General features: G+C 72.3%; 13 protein-coding genes. 4 read left to right on the top strand and 9 right to left on the bottom strand.

Features of this window, described 5'->3' with window-relative positions; genetic code table 11:
- Positions 1-39: 39 nt before the first annotated feature.
- On the top strand, positions 40-627 hold the full coding sequence (locus FHU40_RS12735; protein WP_246390573.1) for a class I SAM-dependent methyltransferase: 588 nt from the start codon (positions 40-42) through the stop codon (positions 625-627).
- A 10-nt stretch (positions 628-637) separates the two neighbouring features.
- Here FHU40_RS12735 and FHU40_RS12730 read toward each other — a convergent pair whose 3' ends face one another.
- The gene (locus tag FHU40_RS12730; protein WP_343057839.1) at positions 638-1,750 is read right to left on the bottom strand and encodes a LacI family DNA-binding transcriptional regulator; all 1,113 of its coding nucleotides are present in this window, start codon (positions 1,748-1,750) and stop codon (positions 638-640) included.
- A gap of 123 nt (positions 1,751-1,873) precedes the next feature.
- Between FHU40_RS12730 and radA the strand changes: the two genes are divergently transcribed.
- Both radA and disA read left to right on the top strand, forming a co-directional pair.
- The gene (gene radA, locus FHU40_RS12725) at positions 1,874-3,286 is read left to right on the top strand and encodes a DNA repair protein RadA (protein ID WP_183592695.1); all 1,413 of its coding nucleotides are present in this window, start codon (positions 1,874-1,876) and stop codon (positions 3,284-3,286) included.
- Between the two features lie 147 nt (positions 3,287-3,433).
- Entirely contained in the window at positions 3,434-4,516 is a 1,083-nt protein-coding gene (gene disA / locus FHU40_RS12720; RefSeq protein WP_215526313.1) for a DNA integrity scanning diadenylate cyclase DisA, read from the top strand.
- A gap of 8 nt (positions 4,517-4,524) precedes the next feature.
- Here the strand turns inward: disA and FHU40_RS12715 are convergent, their stop codons facing one another.
- Positions 4,525-5,319, bottom strand: coding sequence for a hypothetical protein (locus FHU40_RS12715; RefSeq protein ID WP_183592694.1), 795 nt, complete (start codon positions 5,317-5,319; stop codon positions 4,525-4,527).
- Between the two features lie 64 nt (positions 5,320-5,383).
- Between FHU40_RS12715 and FHU40_RS12710 the strand changes: the two genes are divergently transcribed.
- Positions 5,384-6,250: an HhH-GPD family protein gene (locus tag FHU40_RS12710; RefSeq protein ID WP_183592693.1), complete on the top strand. Its 867-nt coding sequence runs from the start codon at positions 5,384-5,386 to the stop codon at positions 6,248-6,250.
- A 77-nt stretch (positions 6,251-6,327) separates the two neighbouring features.
- Here the strand turns inward: FHU40_RS12710 and FHU40_RS12705 are convergent, their stop codons facing one another.
- The 7 genes from FHU40_RS12705 to FHU40_RS12675 all read right to left on the bottom strand — a co-directional run bounded on the left by FHU40_RS12705 (position 6,328) and on the right by FHU40_RS12675 (position 16,134).
- Complete coding sequence (locus FHU40_RS12705; RefSeq protein ID WP_183592692.1) at positions 6,328-8,907, bottom strand: ATP-dependent Clp protease ATP-binding subunit; 2,580 nt, start codon at positions 8,905-8,907, stop codon at positions 6,328-6,330.
- Between the two features lie 160 nt (positions 8,908-9,067).
- Positions 9,068-9,397, bottom strand: a complete 330-nt coding sequence (locus FHU40_RS12700; RefSeq protein ID WP_183592691.1) for a histone-like nucleoid-structuring protein Lsr2 — start codon at positions 9,395-9,397, stop codon at positions 9,068-9,070.
- 666 nt (positions 9,398-10,063) lie between these two features.
- The gene (locus tag FHU40_RS12695) at positions 10,064-11,623 is read right to left on the bottom strand and encodes a glycosyltransferase family 2 protein (protein WP_183593781.1); all 1,560 of its coding nucleotides are present in this window, start codon (positions 11,621-11,623) and stop codon (positions 10,064-10,066) included.
- Position 11,624: 1 nt separating this feature from the next.
- Entirely contained in the window at positions 11,625-12,710 is a 1,086-nt protein-coding gene (locus FHU40_RS12690) for a class I SAM-dependent methyltransferase (RefSeq protein ID WP_183592690.1), read from the bottom strand.
- A 114-nt stretch (positions 12,711-12,824) separates the two neighbouring features.
- The gene (locus FHU40_RS12685) at positions 12,825-13,601 is read right to left on the bottom strand and encodes a type III pantothenate kinase (protein WP_183592689.1); all 777 of its coding nucleotides are present in this window, start codon (positions 13,599-13,601) and stop codon (positions 12,825-12,827) included.
- On the bottom strand, positions 13,601-14,476 hold the full coding sequence (nadC, locus tag FHU40_RS12680; RefSeq protein WP_183592688.1) for a carboxylating nicotinate-nucleotide diphosphorylase: 876 nt from the start codon (positions 14,474-14,476) through the stop codon (positions 13,601-13,603). The genes FHU40_RS12685 and nadC overlap by 1 nt, the downstream gene beginning before the upstream one ends.
- A complete protein-coding gene (locus tag FHU40_RS12675; protein ID WP_252275028.1) occupies positions 14,476-16,134 on the bottom strand; it encodes an L-aspartate oxidase in 1,659 nt (552 codons plus the stop codon). Before FHU40_RS12675 ends, nadC begins: the two co-directional genes overlap by 1 nt.
- Between the last annotated feature and the right edge of the window lie 2 nt (positions 16,135-16,136).

Raw genomic sequence — 16,136 nt, 5'->3', positions numbered from 1 at the left:
AACCGCGCCGTCGACCCCGACGGTGCGATCGAGGCCGCGATGCGGTCGGTGGCGACCTGGGACGGCCGGGCCGTCCTCGACATCGGGTGCGGCAGCGGCTTCCATCTCCCGTGGCTCGCCTCGACGGCGGCGTCGGTGGTCGGCGTGGAGCCGCACGGCGACCTGATCGCGCTGGCCCGGCGACGCACCCGTCGGCTCCCCCACGTCACCGTCCTGCAGGGCACGGCCCAGCAGCTGCCGGTCCCCGACGCGTCCGTGGACGTCGTGCACGCCCGGTGGGCCTACTTCTTCGGGCCCGGCTGCGAGCCCGGCCTGGCCGAGCTCGACCGCGTCGTACGACGCGGCGGCACGGCGTACGTCGTCGACAACGACCCGACCCGGTCCACCTTCGGCTCGTGGTTCCGGCGCGGGTACCCCGAGGTCGACCCCGCGGCCGTCGAGCGCTTCTGGTCGACCCGCGGCTGGACCCGGATCCCGGTCGACATGCGCTGGTCGTTCGGCTCGCGCGCCGACCTGGAGAGCGTGGTGCGGATCGAGTTCGCCGCCCAGGTCGCCGACAGCGTGCTGGCCGAGCACACCGGCACCGAGGTCGACTACGCCGTCAACGTGTGGTGGCGCGACTACTAGCCCGTGTCGATCAGCCGGTCCCGCGCACCGAGAGCGTCGGGGCGAGCATCACCCCGGGGCCGACGACCGGTGGGTGGGCCAGCAGGCCCGCCAGCGCGGCCACGACCGCGACGGCGACGTCCTCGAGCGGCTGCCGGACCGAGGTGAGGCCGGGCGGGACGACCTGGGCGACCTGCGAATCGTCGAAGCCGACGACCGCCACCTGCTCACCCGGCCGCAGGTCGCGGTCGCGGAGCGTGTGCAGCACGCCCATCGCCAGCGTGTCGGAGGCGCACACGAACGCCGAGGGCCGGGCGCTGTCGAGCAGGTGGGCGCTCGCCTCGCGCCCGGAGGCGACGGTGTCCTCGACCCGCGACGCGAGGCCGGACGTCGACAGGCCGCGGCCGTGCATCGCGCGCGACCATCCCGACCGGCGGTCCTCGCCGATCCGGGAGTCCTGGCGCCAGCCGATCCAGGCGATCCGCTCGTGGCCGCGGTCCAGCAGGTGCGTCGTCGCCAGCTCGGTGCCGGCCGCACCGTCGACGTCGACCCACGGGTGCCGGGCCTGGCCCACGTGTCCGGACTGCAGGGTGTCCCAGGGCCGGCCGAAGGCGACGAACGGCGCGCGCCGCTCGTCGAGCCAGGCGGCCTGCGGGTTCCCGAGATAGGTGTCGGTGACGACGAACGCGTCCACGGCCGTGGACCGGAGCAGGTCGTCGTACCCCGCGATCGGGTCCGCACCGTCGCCGGCGAAGAGCAGCACGTGGTAGCCCGCCTCGCGCGAGGTGTCGACGAGGGAGTGCACGAAGCGGTCCATGGTGGCGTTCGCCGTGCCCTCCTGGGCCGGGCCGATGCGCATCCCGATCAGGTGCGAGGCGCGGGTGCGCAGGTTGCGCGCGGCACGGTTCGGCGAGTAGCCGAGTGCGGCGATCGCCTGCTGCACGCGGGCCAGGGTGTCCGGCCGCAGCAGGTCGGGGTTGTTGATGGCGTTGGAGACCGTCTGACGCGAGACCCCGGCCCGCTCGGCGACGTCGGTCAGCGTCGGCGGCGGGGTCGGCGGCGGGGTCGGCGGCGGGGTCGGCGGCGGGGTCGGCGTCGCCAGCCGCGCGACGCCGCGCCGGACCACGGGCTCGCTCCCGGACACCCCCACCTCCTCGGTCGCCGCAGGGTCTTGATCGATCCAATGACACCACAGGTGGTCGCTCGTCCACAGGCGGTGCGGCGGGCCGGGGACGCGGTGTCGGCGCCGCCCCCTAGCGTGTGCGGCATGTCGAAGACTCCCAGGCCCGCCTACCGCTGCTCCGAGTGCGGTTGGGAGACCGGGAAGTGGGTGGGCCGGTGCGGCGAGTGCCAGGCCTGGGGCTCGGTGGCCGAGGCCGCCGCGGTCCCGACCGGCCGCACGGCCGCCACGCCCGTGTCCACCCCGGCCGTCCCGATCGGCGAGGTGTCGGTGGAGGAGTCGGCGTTCCGCACCAGCGGCGTGCCCGAGCTCGACCGGGTGCTCGGCGGCGGCCTGGTGCCGGGCGCCGCGATCCTGCTGGCCGGCGAGCCCGGCGTCGGCAAGAGCACCCTGCTGCTCGAGGTCGCCGCGCAGACCGCGCGCTACCAGCGCCGCACGCTCTACGTCACCGGCGAGGAGTCCGCCTCGCAGGTCCGGTTGCGCGCCGACCGCACCGGCGGCGTCCACGACGAGCTGTTCCTCGCGGCCGAGACCGACCTGGGCGCGGTGCTGACGCACATCGAGCAGGTCCGCCCGGCCCTGCTGGTCGTCGACTCGGTGCAGACCATCGGCGCGTCCGGCATCGACGGGGTCCCGGGTGGCGTCACCCAGGTCAAGGAGGTCGCGGCGGCCCTGATCCGGGTCGCCAAGACCCGCAACATCACCACGGTCCTGGTCGGCCACGTCACCAAGGACGGCTCGATCGCCGGGCCTCGGGTCCTCGAGCACCTGGTCGACGTGGTGCTGCACTTCGAGGGCGACCGCAACTCGCGGTTCCGGATGGTGCGCGCGATGAAGAACCGCTTCGGCCCGGTCGACGAGGTGGGCTGCTTCGACCTCGGCGCCGAGGGCATCAGCGCGGTCACCGACCCGACCGGGCTGTTCGTCGAGAACCACCACACCCAGGTCCCCGGCACCTGCGTCGCCGTGTCCATGGAGGGACGGCGGCCGATGCTGGCCGAGGTCCAGGCCCTGGTCACCCACAGCGCGGCCGAGCGTCCCCGGCGCACGACGTCGGGCCTCGACTCCTCCCGCGTCGCGATGGTGATGGCGGTGCTGCACCAGCACTGCGGCATCCGGCTGCAGGCCATGGACGTGTTCGCCTCGACGGTCGGTGGCGCCCGCGTGGTCGAGCCGGCCAGCGACCTCGCGGTCGCGGTCGCGCTCGCCTCGGCGTTCGAGGGCACGCCCGCGCCACGCGGCATGGTCGCGATGGGCGAGATCGGCCTGGCCGGCGAGCTGCGTCGGGTCCGCGACCTCCCGCAGCGGCTCGCGGAGGCGGCGCGGCTCGGCTTCCAGCTCGCGGTGGTGCCGACCGAGCCCGGCCGCCAGCGACCACGCTCGCCCGAGTCGTGGACCGTCGACGGCATGCGGGTGATCGACGTGCCCGACGTACGCTCCGCGCTGCGGCTGGTCGACCTGGTGGCCGAGGGCGGCCCCAGCCGACCCCACGCGCTCTGACGGGCCCCCGGCCAGCCCCACGAGGGGCGCGCGGCCCCAGGCTGTGAGCGATCTGTGACCTTCCCGACGGGCGACACGCCCTAGACTGACCGCGCGGGGCCGATCGGACGCCGCCGCAGCCTCAGTCCAACGGGGAGGAACCTCGAGGTGGCCACCGACCGCTCTGACGAGCAGCTGCGCCTGCGCGCGACACTCGCCACGATCGCGCCGGGCACCTCCCTGCGCGACGGCCTGGAGCGCATCCTGCGGGGCCGCACCGGCGCCCTGATCGTGCTCGGCCACGACAAGGTGGTCGAGTCGATCTCGACCGGCGGCTTCACGCTCGACGTGCCGTTCACCGCCACCGGGCTGCGCGAGCTGGCGAAGATGGACGGCGCGATCATCGTCGACAAGGACGTCACCCGGATCCTGCGGGCCGCCGTGCACCTGATGCCCGACCACACGATCCCGTCGGAGGAGACCGGCACCCGGCACCGCACCGCCGACCGGGTGGCGCGCCAGGCCGGCTTCCCGGTCATCTCGGTGTCGCAGTCGATGCAGATCATCGCGGCGTACGTCGGCGCGACCCGCCACGTGCTCGAGGACTCCGGCCAGATCCTCTCCCGGGCGAACCAGGCGCTGGCGACGCTCGAGCGCTACAAGCTCCGCCTCGACGAGGTCTCCAGCACGCTGTCCGCCCTCGAGATCGAGGACCTGGTGACCGTGCGCGACGTCGCGGTCGTCGCGCAGCGGCTCGAGATGGTCACCCGGATCGCCCGCGAGATCGAGGACTACGTGCTCGAGCTGGGCACCGACGGCCGGCTGCTGTCGCTGCAGCTGGAGGAGCTCGTCACCGGCGTCGACACCGAGCGCGAGCTGGTGATCCGCGACTACCTGCCCGTCGGCCGCCGCTCGCGCACGCCGGAGTCCGTACTCGCCCGCCTGGAGTCGCTGTCGTCGACCGAGCTCGTCGACCCGGCGGCCGCCGCCCGGGCGCTCGGCCTCGGCACCGGCGAGCACCTCGACGGCGCGGTCGCCCCCCGCGGCTACCGGCTGCTCGCCAAGGTGCCCCGCCTGCCCAGCGCGGTGGTCGACCGGCTCGTCGACCACTTCGGCACGCTGCAGAAGCTGCTCTCCGCCGGCATCGACGACCTGCAGGCGGTCGACGGCGTCGGCGAGCTGCGCGCCCGCAGCGTCCGCGAGGGGCTCTCCCGGCTGGCCGAGTCCACCATCCTCGAGCGCTACGTCTGACGCAGCCCTCAGTCCGGCTCGACCGCGCCCGACGGAGACTGACCCGGCTTCTTCTTGGGCTGGTTCTTCGGCTGGTTCTTCGGCTGGTTCTTCGGGGTCGCCGTCACGGTCACGGTCGCGGCCGCCGGGGTCTTCAGCTCGAACTGCACGTCCGACGGCTCACCCCCGAGGGCTGCCGCCGTGACGTGGTACCAGCCGGGCATCGCCCAGGCGGTGCCCACCATGCACGTGCTGCCGGAGCGCTTGGCCTGCTTCCACACGAGTCCGACGTTCGTGGTGACGGCCTTGCGGACGACGACGTCACGACGCGGGACGGCCTGTGGGCACTGGCGGCTGCTCCAGATCGGGTCCTTGCCCGAGGTGATGTTCACGGTCAGCGCACGGGGAGTGACCCGCCAGGTGCAGGCCTCCGCGGTGATCGTGCGCAGCTGCAGCACGATCATCACGTCACGGCCGCCCACGGCGTTGCCGACCTTGGGCGTGACGGCGATGTCGGAGCCGACACACGGGCCGGTCGGCGCCGCGAGCACGGGGGCCGTGCTGGTCTGTTTGCCCTTGCCGGGCCGCTTCTTCTTGGTGCGGGTCTCCCCCGGTGTGACCGGACCGGTGCCGCCGGTCACGGCCGGGGCGGAGGACGTGTCGGCGGAGAGCTCCGCCGCGTCGTCGGCGCCGTCCTTGGCGTCGCTGCCGCCGCCGAGCAGCCGGGCGATCGCCACCACGAGCAGGACGGCGGTGCCGAGCACCAGGATCCGGCGTACCCAGTAGACCCGGGCCGGCAGCGGACCACGGGTCAGGGCAGGCATGCCCCAACGCTAGTGAGCGGCCCGCCCGCGGTGGCGGTGCCACACCGGGGACAATGGCGGCGACATGAGTGAGCTGCACGAACCGATCCTGCGGTGGTACGACGAGCATGCCCGCGAGTTGCCCTGGCGCGGGCCCGACGCCTCGCCGTGGTCGGTGATGGTCTCCGAGTTCATGCTCCAGCAGACCCCGGTCAGCCGGGTGCTGCCCGTGCACCAGGAGTGGCTGCGCCGCTGGCCGGCGCCGGCCGACCTGGCCGCGGAGCCGACCGGCGAGGCGGTGCGCGCCTGGGGCCGGCTCGGCTACCCGCGGCGCGCGCTGCGCCTGCACGCCGCGGCCACCGCGATCGTCGAGCAGCACGGCGGCGAGGTGCCCGCGGCGTACGACGAACTGCGGGCACTGCCCGGCATCGGCGACTACACCGCGGCCGCGATCGCCAGCTTCGCGCACGGTCGGCGCCACGTGGTGCTGGACACCAACGTGCGGCGGGTGTTCGCCCGGGTCATCCAGGGCGTGGAGTTCCCGTCGCCGTCGGTGACGAAGGCCGAGCGGGAGGTCGCGCTCGAGGTGCTTCCCGACGAGGACGCCACCGCCGCAACCTGGTCGGTCGCCGTGATGGAGCTCGGCGCGCTGGTGTGCACGGCCGCCGGCCCGCGCTGCCACGACTGCCCGGTCGCCGACCGGTGCGCCTGGCGGTCGGCCGGCCACCCGGCGTACGACGGCCCGCCCCGCAAGGTGCAGACCTGGGCCGGCACGGACCGCCAGTGCCGGGGCCGGCTGCTCGCGGTGCTGCGCGACACCGACGGCCCGGTGCACCGCTCCCGGCTCGACGCCGCCTGGTCGGAGGATGGCCAGCGGATCCGCTGCCTGGCCTCACTCATCGAGGACGGCCTGGTCGCCCACGTCGGCCCCGACACCTACGCCCTGCCCTGAAATGCCGAGTCGGCGCCAGATCGCATCCGTCAGGTGCAATCTGGCGCCGACTCGCGGGTGATTTGGCGCCGACTCGGCTACTCGGCGCTGCGCGGGACGTCGCTGCCGCTGTCGGAGTCGTCCGGGCCCTCGAGGGAGGGCTCGGTCGCGGAGACCTCGGCGGTCTCGAACGGCGGCAGGTCGGGCAGCTCGCCGACCTTCTGGCCGTGGAAGGTGAACGACGCGGCCGGACCCTCGCCCTCCACGTCGACCAGCACGATCTGGCCGGGGCCGACCTCGCCGTACAGCATCTTCTCGGCGAGCACGTCCTCGATCTCGCGCTGGACGGTACGACGCAGCGGGCGGGCGCCCAGGACCGGGTCGAAGCCCCGCTCGGCGAGCAGGTTCTTCGCGGCCTGGGTGAGCTCGATCCGCATGTCGCGGTCCTTCAGGCGGACCTCGACCGACGCGATCATGTTGTCGACCATGTGGACGATCTGCTCCTGCGACAGCGGCGGGAACACGATGATCTCGTCGACGCGGTTGAGGAACTCCGGGCGGAAGTGCTGCTTGAGCTCGTCCTGCACCTTGTTCTTCATCCGGTCGTAGTCGCCGGGGCCACCAGCACCGCCGGCGAAGCCGAGGTTGACGCCCTTGGCGATGTCCTTGGTGCCGAGGTTGGTGGTCATGATGATGACGGTGTTCTTGAAGTCGACCACCCGGCCCTGCGAGTCGGTCAGGCGACCCTCCTCGAGGATCTGCAGCAGGCTGTTGAAGATGTCGGGGTGCGCCTTCTCGACCTCGTCGAAGAGCACGACCGAGAACGGCTTGCGGCGCACCTTCTCGGTGAGCTGGCCGCCCTCCTCGTAGCCGACGTAGCCCGGAGGCGAGCCGAAGAGCCGCGAGACGGTGTGCTTCTCGCCGAACTCCGACATGTCGAGCTGGATCAGCGCGTCCTCGTCGCCGAAGAGGAACTCCGCGAGCGTCTTGGACAGCCAGGTCTTACCGACACCGGACGGGCCGGCGAAGATGAACGAGCCGCCGGGCCGCTTCGGGTCCTTCAGGCCGGCGCGGGTACGCCGGATCGCGCGCGACAGCGCCTTGACCGCCTCGTCCTGGCCGATGACCCGCTTGTGGAGCTCGTCCTCCATCTTGAGCAGCCGGGTCGACTCCTCCTCGGAGAGCTTCACGATCGGGATGCCGGTCGCCACGGCGAGCACCTCGGCGATCAGCTCCTCGTCGACCTCCGCGACCTCGTCCATGTCGCCCGCGCGCCACTGCTTCTCGCGCTCGGACTTCTTCAGGATGAGCTGCTTCTCCTCGTCGCGCAGGCGCGCGGCGGCCTCGAAGTCCTGGCCGTCGATCGCGGCCTCCTTGCGCTGACGGACCTCGCCGATCTTGTCGTCGTACTCGCGCAGGTCGGCGGGCGCCGTCATCCGGCGGATCCGCAGCCGCGAGCCGGCCTCGTCGATCAGGTCGATCGCCTTGTCGGGCAGGAAGCGGTCGGAGATGTAGCGGTCGGCCAGCGTCGCCGCCGAGACCAGCGCCTCGTCGGTGATGGTGACGCGGTGGTGCGCCTCGTAGCGGTCGCGCAGGCCCTTGAGCATCTCGATCGTGTGCGCGATCGAGGGCTCGGCGACCTGGATCGGCTGGAAGCGGCGCTCCAGCGCGGCGTCCTTCTCGAGGTACTTGCGGTACTCGTCGAGGGTGGTCGCGCCGATGGTCTGCAGCTCGCCGCGGGCCAGCATCGGCTTGAGGATGCTGGCCGCGTCGATCGCGCCCTCGGCCGCACCGGCCCCGACGAGGGTGTGGATCTCGTCGATGAACAGCACGATGTCGCCGCGGGTGCGGATCTCCTTGAGCACCTTCTTCAGGCGCTCCTCGAAGTCACCGCGGTAGCGCGAGCCGGCCACCAGGGCGCCCAGGTCGAGCGTGTAGATCTGCTTGTCCTTGAGCGTCTCGGGCACGTTGCCCTTGACGATGTCCTGGGCCAGGCCCTCGACGATCGTCGTCTTGCCGACGCCGGGCTCGCCGATGAGGACCGGGTTGTTCTTCGTACGCCGCGAGAGGATCTGCATGACCCGCTCGATCTCCTGCTCGCGGCCGATCACCGGATCCAGCTTGCCCTCGCGGGCGTCCTGGGTGAGGTTGCGGCCGAACTGGTCGAGCACGAGCGAGGACGACGGGGCGTCGCTCTGCGAGCCACCCGTGGTGGCGCCGGCGCCGGCCGCCTCCTTGCCCTGGAAGCCCGAGAGCAGCTGGATGACCTGCTGGCGGACCCGGTTGAGGTCGGCGCCGAGCTTCTGCAGCACCTGGGCGGCGACACCCTCACCCTCGCGGATCAGGCCGAGCAGGATGTGCTCGGTGCCGATGTAGGAGTGGCCGAGCTGCAGCGCCTCGCGCAGGGACAGCTCGAGCACCTTCTTGGCGCGCGGGGTGAACGGGATGTGGCCGCTGGGCGCCTGCTGGCCCTGGCCGATGATCTCCTCGACCTGCGCGCGCACCGCCTCGAGCGAGATGTCCAGGCTTTCGAGCGCCTTCGCGGCGACACCCTCACCCTCGTGGATGAGGCCGAGCAGGATGTGCTCGGTGCCGATGTAGTTGTGGGAGAGCATGCGGGCCTCTTCCTGGGCCAGCACGACCACCCGGCGGGCTCGGTCAGTGAACCGCTCGAACATGCGTATCTCTCCTACAGGCTTTCGGTGGGGCTACGTAGGTCATCAACCCCGCACACAGCCTACGCGTTCCCCGGTGGGGGCCTATTCAGTCCGCTCAGAGCGAACAGCACTCGGCGGCGGCCCCGCCCAGGCGCGGGCCGCCGCCGAGATCAGGCCAAACTCAGTGGGCTGCGTCGTAGGCTGAACGGACCTCGGCCGACACGCGACCCCGGTCGGGGACGTCGTGGCCGTTGGCCCGCGCCCACTCACGGATCTCCTTCGCGCTGGGGCCGCCGCTGCTCGCGGCGGACCGGCGCCCGCCCCGGCGCGGAGCGGCACCGACCTTGCGGCCATGGCCGACGTACGGCGCGAGCAGGCCGCGCAGCTTGTCGGCGTTCTTGTCGTTGAGGTCGATCTCGTACGAGGTGCCGTCGAGGCCGAACGAGATCGTCTGCGTCGCCTCGCTGCCGTCGAGGTCGTCTTCGAGAACAATGTGGATCTTCTGCGCCATTCGTCACACTCGCTTCTGTGAATGAGGATTCGTCGGTACCGCCGAGCAGCATCTTCGACCAGCTGCCCGGCCGGAGATTTCTCATTAAACGGAAGCGAATTCAGGCACAATTCTTGCACGCCTGCGCCGCAATTCCCACATGCGTCGACCAATACTTCGCAACCGAGGTCCCGACCCGCCCGCCGTCTCACGTTGATCACACCCCGCCGAACCGGGCCGAGAGGGAAGCGGACGTTCCACCATGCGAGCAAGGCGAAGGACACGCTGCGGATGATCCATATGCTTTTTCGGGGTCAACGGCCAACCCGTCGACCTTCCACCACTCAGCCCCCTCGCTGAGGGCGTCACCCCGGCGCGTCGATTCCGGTCACATATCGTCAAATCCGAGTCTCCGGAGCGACGGCCTAGGCGATCGGGCAGCCCGCACTGTGTGTTCCCGTCTGAACTCGGTTCACCGGGATTCTTCAGGTCCCTCATTCACGGAAGAGACCCCCCGCCAGCACCAGGATCCGACTGCACATATCGCGGCTGGAACCGCCGGCCGACGGCCGCGTCGGCCGTGCTCAGCGGACAGCTCGGATAGGCGGACGCGGCCAGACCGGATGCGAAGACCTCCGTGGCAGGGCGCTTCCGGGAAGGGGCCGCCCTCTCAGGTCTCGGGATCGGTCACGACACGCCCGGCAGGTACGGGTCGTTGCGGGGGATGTCCCACCGACGGAGCAAGCGGTCCCGCTCCCAGGGCTCCACCTTCGCCACCCGGGTCTGCGACTCGAAGTGGAAGGCCCTCGCGGTCGACACCCACACGATGCGCAGCCCCAGATGGGCGATCTTGAGGGAGAAGTCGACGTCATTGAAGTTGACCGGCAGCGTCTCCGTCATGCCTCCGGCACGCTCGTAGGTCTCCCTGGTGACGGCGATGCAGGCACCCGTGACTCCCGAGACCTCCCGATTGATCACGAGGGCGGCGAAGTGGCCCGGGTCGTCGAGAGCCGTCCGTGGGAACGCATGGATCACGTGGCAGTTCTTGAACACCAGGCCGACATGCTGCGCCGTCGTGTCGGCGAACCGGAGGTTCGCCCCGGTCAGCCCGACGCCCGGCTCGAGGATCGGACCGACGAGGTCCGGAAGGAAGTTGTCGGTGATCAGCTCGATGTCGTCGTTGAGGATGACGAGCAGGTCGCCCGACGCAGCGAGCACGCCCAGGTTGCACTTCTCGCTGAAGTTGAACGGGGCGTCGTACGGCACGAGCTTGAGACGGTCGCCTGCCACCTCGCGCAGCTCGGCGAGGACGCCGTCAGGCGTCGACTCGTCGTGGACGACGACCAGCTCGACGTTCTCGTGGCCGCCCTTCTCGAGGACCGACCGGACGGCCTCGACCACCAGGACGCGGGTGCGCCCCCACACCCGACGGCTGGTGCCCCTCGTCGGGATAACGATGCTGACGAGCGAGTCAGGATCGAGCTCGCGGCGCAGCAGCACGGACCCGGTGCGCGGCTCGAGGTACGTCGTGGCCTTGATCCCGGTCCGCTCGAGGTGGTCACGGACGGCGCGGACGCGCGCGTCGACGGCGTACGGCTTGGCCTCCGCCGACGCCGCGGTCGAGGACGCGATCGCCCGCCAGTGGTAGAGCACCTCGGGGACGTGCACGACGCGGCGGGCCCGCTCGGTGACCCGCAGCACGAGGTCGTGATCCTGCGAGCCGTCGAAGCCGAGCCGGAAGGCACCGACCTCCCGGACCAAGGAAGCCCGCAGCACGGAGAGATGGCAGGTGTACATCTGTGCGCGGAACCGCTCCGGCGACCACGGCGGCTTACGGAACAGCGAGAAGCGGTTGCCGTCCTCGTCGATCTTGTCCTCGTCGGAGTAGAGGTAGTCGACCTCGGGCTCACGCTGGATGGCAGCGTGCATCTGCTTCAACGCGTCCGCCGTGAGCAGGTCGTCGTGGTCGAGCAGGGCCAGGAATTCACCGCGCGCGACGTCGACCGCGTCGTTGGACGCGGCGCATATCCCGCCGTTGGTCTCGCGCTCCACGACCCGGATCCGGCTGTCGGCGGCCGCCGCCGCGCGCAGGACGTCGCGCACCCCTGCATCGGGCGACAGGTCGTCGACGAGGACCAGCTCCCAGTCGGTGAACGACTGCGCGGTGACGGAGTCGATCATCTCCTGCAGCACGCCGACCCCCGGGTTGTAGACCGGAGTCAGGATCGAGAAGTACGGCGCGGCCATCTCAGGCACCGCGGCGGAAGATCCGGCCGGGGCTCGTCACCGCGCGGCCCACCCGCCAGGAGCGGGAGGCGCGCAGGTCACGCTCCGCCCGCTCGGCCAGCCGTAGCTTGCGCCGCAGCGCCCGGATCCGCCGCCGGGTCTTCGCCAGCCGCTTGGTGCGGGCCTGGAGCCTGCGCTGGGACGCCTCGAGCTCGCGCTTGAGCCGGGCGGCGCGCTGGCGGCCGCTGGCGGCCTCGGCCTCCAGGCCGAGGATGTGATCCCGCACGATCAGCAGCTCGTGGCGCAGCGCGGTGGTCTGTGCCGCCCCGATGTCGGCGAGGTTCTGGACGTGCTGCCGCGTCGAGACCTCCTCTTGGTAGCGACGCGCGTACTCGTCGGACTCGCGGATCTCCTGAACCGGGATCACCGGCACCAGCTCGGGCAGCTCCGCGGTGTCCTCGGGCTGGGTCGGGTGGGCGCTCGCCACGAACTGGTAGACGAACGAGTCCGGCTGGTCGCGCACCCACTCGATGAAGCCGGGCGGCAGCTCGTCGGGGCGGACGTCGACCTCGCTCGACAGCGGGTCGATGGTCACGCCCCGGAGGTGCTCGATGGTCAGGCCGGCGCTGGCGAAGAGCTTGGCGACGCCGGCGCGGTCGAAGAAGCGCACGTGCGTCTCGTCGAGGAGGCCGACCTGGGTGTAGGTCCACTGCCCACGGAGCAGCGCCAGCCGCAGCGAGCCGTGGGTGACGTTGGGGATCGAGACGACGATGCGACCGCCCTCGGCCAGGAGGGACACGGCGTCACGCAGCGCCCGGACCGGGTCGACCAGGTGCTCGAGGACGTCGCCGAAGACGACGGCGTCGAAACTGCCCTTGTCGAAGTGGTCGGTGAGGGGCTCGGTCTCGAGGTCGGCGATGACCAGCTCCTCGAGGAGCGGCCGCGCCTGCTCAGCGGCCTCCGCGTCGATGTCGACGCCCCAGACCTTGCAGTTGCGCGCCGCGAGACCGCTCGCGACGTAGCCGGTGGCGCAGCCGACATCGAGCACGCGCTTGTGGGTGCCGACGAGTTCGACGATCTGGGTATGGCTCACGTTCCGGTTGGCCATATCCACATGGGTGTCGTATCGCGCCACGCCGTCTCCGCTTCGTCTTCTTCTCGGGGCGCTCCACGATGATCCCCCCGGCCGATCGCGCGGCAGTCTACCGGAGCCACCGGCGGGTCACCGGTTGCGGGCGAAGACCAGCTCGAGCCCGCGCAGGGTCAGCCAGGGATCGTGCGCGGTGAAGCACCGGCAGTCGTCGACGACCAGGGGCGCGAGATAGCCGGTCGCGATCACGGTGACGTCCTCGACGGGCGCGCCGAGCTCCTCGATCATCCGGCCGACGATGCCCTCGACCTGGCTGGCCACGCCGAAGACCATCCCCGACTGCAGCGCCTCGACGGTGTTCCTGGCGATCACCGACCGGGGCCGGGCGAGCTCGACCTTGCGCAGCTGCGCGCCCCGGCGGCCCAGTGCCTCCAGGGAGATCTCGATGCCCGGCGCGATCGCGCCGCCGACGTACTGGTCCTGCTCGTTGACGACCTCGAACGTCGTCGCCGTGCCGCGGAAGTCGACCACGATCGCGGGGCCGCCGTAGTCGCGGGCGGCCGCGAGGGCGTTCATGATGCGGTCGCTGCCGACCTCGCGCGGGTTGTCCATCAGCACGGGGATGCCGGTGCGGACGCCGGGCTCGACCACGACCGTGGGCACCCCGGCGAAGTGTCGGGCCAGCATCTCCCGCCACTCGTGCAGCACCGCGGGCACCGTCGCGCAGACCGCGATGCCGTCGACGTCGCCGGCAGGGGCGTCCGCCAGCAGCCCGCGCAGCAGCACCGCCCACTCGTCGGAGGTACGCCGCTCCTCCGTGGCGACCCGCCAGTCGGCGCGGACCTGCCCGTCGTCGACCAGCCCCAGCACCGTGTGGCTGTTGCCGATGTCGGCCGCGAGCAGCGCCATCAACCCTCCGACAGGTCGAGCCCGAGGTCGAAGACCTTGACCGAGTGGGTGAGCGCGCCGACCGAGATGAAGTCGACGCCGGTCTCGGCGACCTCCCGGGCCCGCTCGATCGTCAGGCCCCCGGAGGCCTCGAGCGTCGCCCGGCCCCCGGCGATGCGCACCGCCTCGGCCATCGTCGCGGAGTCCATGTTGTCGAGCAGGATCTCGGTGCAGCCCGCCTCGAGCAGCTCGCGCAGCTCGTCGAGGTCGGTGACCTCGACCTCGACCCGCAGGTCCGGGTACGCCGCCCGCACCGCGTCGTACGCCGGCACCACGCCGCCGGCCGCGACCACGTGGTTGTCCTTCACCATCGCCCGGTCGCTGAGGCTGAACCGGTGGTTGACGCCGCCGCCGCAGCGCACGGCGTACTTCTGCAGCGCGCGGAAGGTCGGCAGTGTCTTGCGGGTGTCGAGCACCCGGGCGCGGGTGCCGGCGAGCGCGTCGACCCAGTGCGAGGTGGCGGTCGCGACGCCCGAGAGGTGGCTGGCGTAGTTGAGCGCGGTGCGCTCGGCGGTGAGCAGCCCGCGGGTCGGGCCGGACACGCGCATGACGACGTCGCCCGGCACCACCCGGGTGCCGTCGGCGACCCGGTCGGTGACCTCGACGGCGTCGCCCATGACCTCGTGGAAGACCAGCGCGGCGACGCCCAGGCCCGCGACCACACCGGCCTCGCGGGCGGCGAAGACGCCGCTCCCCCGGGCCTCGGTCGAGATCGTGGCGACGCTCGTGACGTCGTCCCCGGGCAGGTCCTCGGCCAGTGCGGCGCGGATCTGGGCGAGCACCGCGTCGGGGTCGAGTCCGGCGGCGCGCAGCTCGTCGTCGTACGGGGTGGGCATCAGGCTCCGTCCGTGGCTGGGGCCGGGGTGAAGGCCAGCGTGCTCGCGCCGTCGCGCATCACGACGTCGAGGTGGCCGGCGAAACGGGCGTCGTCGCGCTCGGGGAAGTCCTCCCGCCAGTGCGACCCGCGGGTCTCCTCGCGCAGCGCGGCGGCGTCGGCGAGCGCGGTGCTGATCGTGAGCAGGTTGGTGGTCTCCCAGGACTCCTGGTCGACGCTCTCGGCCGCGACGCCGGCGAGCTTGTCGAGGTGGCCGAGCCCGTCGGCGAGCCCGTCGGCGCTGCGCAGCACCCCGGCGCGCGCGGTCATCACCTCCTGGAGCTCCCGGCGCACCTCGCCCGGCACCAGGCCGGCCGTGCGGGTGTCGGGCGCGGGCGGCCGCAGCGGGCGCAGCTCCTCGGGCAGCACGGTCGCGATCCGCCGCGAGAAGACCAGCCCCTCGAGCAGGGAGTTGGAGGCGAGCCGGTTGGCGCCGTGGACGCCGGAGCAGGCGACCTCGCCGGTGGCGTAGAGGCCCGGGACGTTGCTGCGTCCCCACAGGTCGGTGCGCACCCCGCCGGAGGCGTAGTGGCAGGCCGGGGCGACCGGGATCAGGTCGGTGACCGGGTCGACGCCGTGGCGGCGGCAGGTCGCGAGGATCGTCGGGAACCGCCGCTCCCAGAAGGCGCGGCCCAGGTGCCGGGCGTCGAGCCACAGGTGCGGCTTGCCGGTCTCGTCCATGCGGCGGGTGATCGCCTTCGCGACGACGTCGCGCGGGGCCAGGTCGCCGAGCTCGTGGACGCCCTGCATGAGGCGGTCGCCGTCCCAGTCGACGAGGAAGCCGCCCTCGCCGCGCACCGCCTCGGAGATCAGCGGCTGCTGGCCGCGCGAGTCGGCGCCGAGGTACATCACCGTCGGGTGGAACTGCACGAACTCCAGGTCGCGCAGCACCGCGCCGGCGCGCAGCGCCACCGCCATGCCGTCGCCGGTCGAGACCGACGGGTTGGTCGTCTGGGCGAAGACCTGGCCGAGGCCGCCGCTGGCGAGCACGACCGCGCGGCACAGCACGGCCCCGACGCCGTCGCGCTGGCCCTCGCCCATCACGTGCAGCGTGAGGCCCGCGACCCCGCCGTCGTCGGCGAGCAGGAGGTCGACGGCGAGCGCGTGCTGGATGACCTCGATCTCCGGAGTCTGCGCGATCGCGGCGATCAGCGCCCGCTGGATCTCGGCGCCCGTGGCGTCGCCGCCGGCGTGGGCGATCCGGTCGCGGTGGTGGCCGCCCTCGCGGGTCAGCGAGAGCTCGCCGTTCGGGTCGTGGTCGAAGTTGGTGCCCAGGGCGATCAGCTCGCGTACGGCGTCCGGCCCCTCGGTCACCAGCACCTCGACCGCGTCGCGGTCGCAGGCGCCGGCCCCGGCGACCAGGGTGTCGACGAGGTGCTCGGCGGGCGTGTCCCCCGGGCCGAGCGCCGCGGCGATGCCACCCTGGGCCCACTGGGTCGAGCCGGCCGCGAGCACGTCCTTGGTGACGACCAGGATCTTCCCGACCTGTCCCCGCAGTCGCAGTGCGGCCGTCAGCCCCGCGATACCGGAGCCGACGACGACGACGTCGGCGGTGGTGGTCCAGCCGGGTGCCGGGGCGAGCAGGCGCCCGGGCACACGTCGGACGGGGGCGGTGGGCACTG

The sequence above is a fragment of the Nocardioides soli genome, assembly GCF_014191495.1.
Lineage (GTDB): Bacteria > Actinomycetota > Actinomycetes > Propionibacteriales > Nocardioidaceae > Nocardioides > Nocardioides soli.
This window is presented reverse-complemented; position numbering and strand designations above follow the sequence as displayed.

Coding starts and splice junctions, on each gene's coding strand:
- FHU40_RS12735 (WP_246390573.1), top strand. CDS start 40: ATGCGGTCGGTGGCGACCTGGGACGGCCGGGCCGTCCTCGACATCGGG.
- radA (WP_183592695.1), top strand. CDS start 1,874: ATGTCGAAGACTCCCAGGCCCGCCTACCGCTGCTCCGAGTGCGGTTGG.
- FHU40_RS12715 (WP_183592694.1), bottom strand. CDS start 5,319: ATGCCTGCCCTGACCCGTGGTCCGCTGCCGGCCCGGGTCTACTGGGTA.
- FHU40_RS12710 (WP_183592693.1), top strand. CDS start 5,384: ATGAGTGAGCTGCACGAACCGATCCTGCGGTGGTACGACGAGCATGCC.
- FHU40_RS12705 (WP_183592692.1), bottom strand. CDS start 8,907: ATGTTCGAGCGGTTCACTGACCGAGCCCGCCGGGTGGTCGTGCTGGCC.
- FHU40_RS12700 (WP_183592691.1), bottom strand. CDS start 9,397: ATGGCGCAGAAGATCCACATTGTTCTCGAAGACGACCTCGACGGCAGC.
- FHU40_RS12695 (WP_183593781.1), bottom strand. CDS start 11,623: ATGGCCGCGCCGTACTTCTCGATCCTGACTCCGGTCTACAACCCGGGG.
- FHU40_RS12690 (WP_183592690.1), bottom strand. CDS start 12,710: ATGGCCAACCGGAACGTGAGCCATACCCAGATCGTCGAACTCGTCGGC.
- FHU40_RS12685 (WP_183592689.1), bottom strand. CDS start 13,601: ATGGCGCTGCTCGCGGCCGACATCGGCAACAGCCACACGGTGCTGGGG.
- nadC (WP_183592688.1), bottom strand. CDS start 14,476: ATGCCCACCCCGTACGACGACGAGCTGCGCGCCGCCGGACTCGACCCC.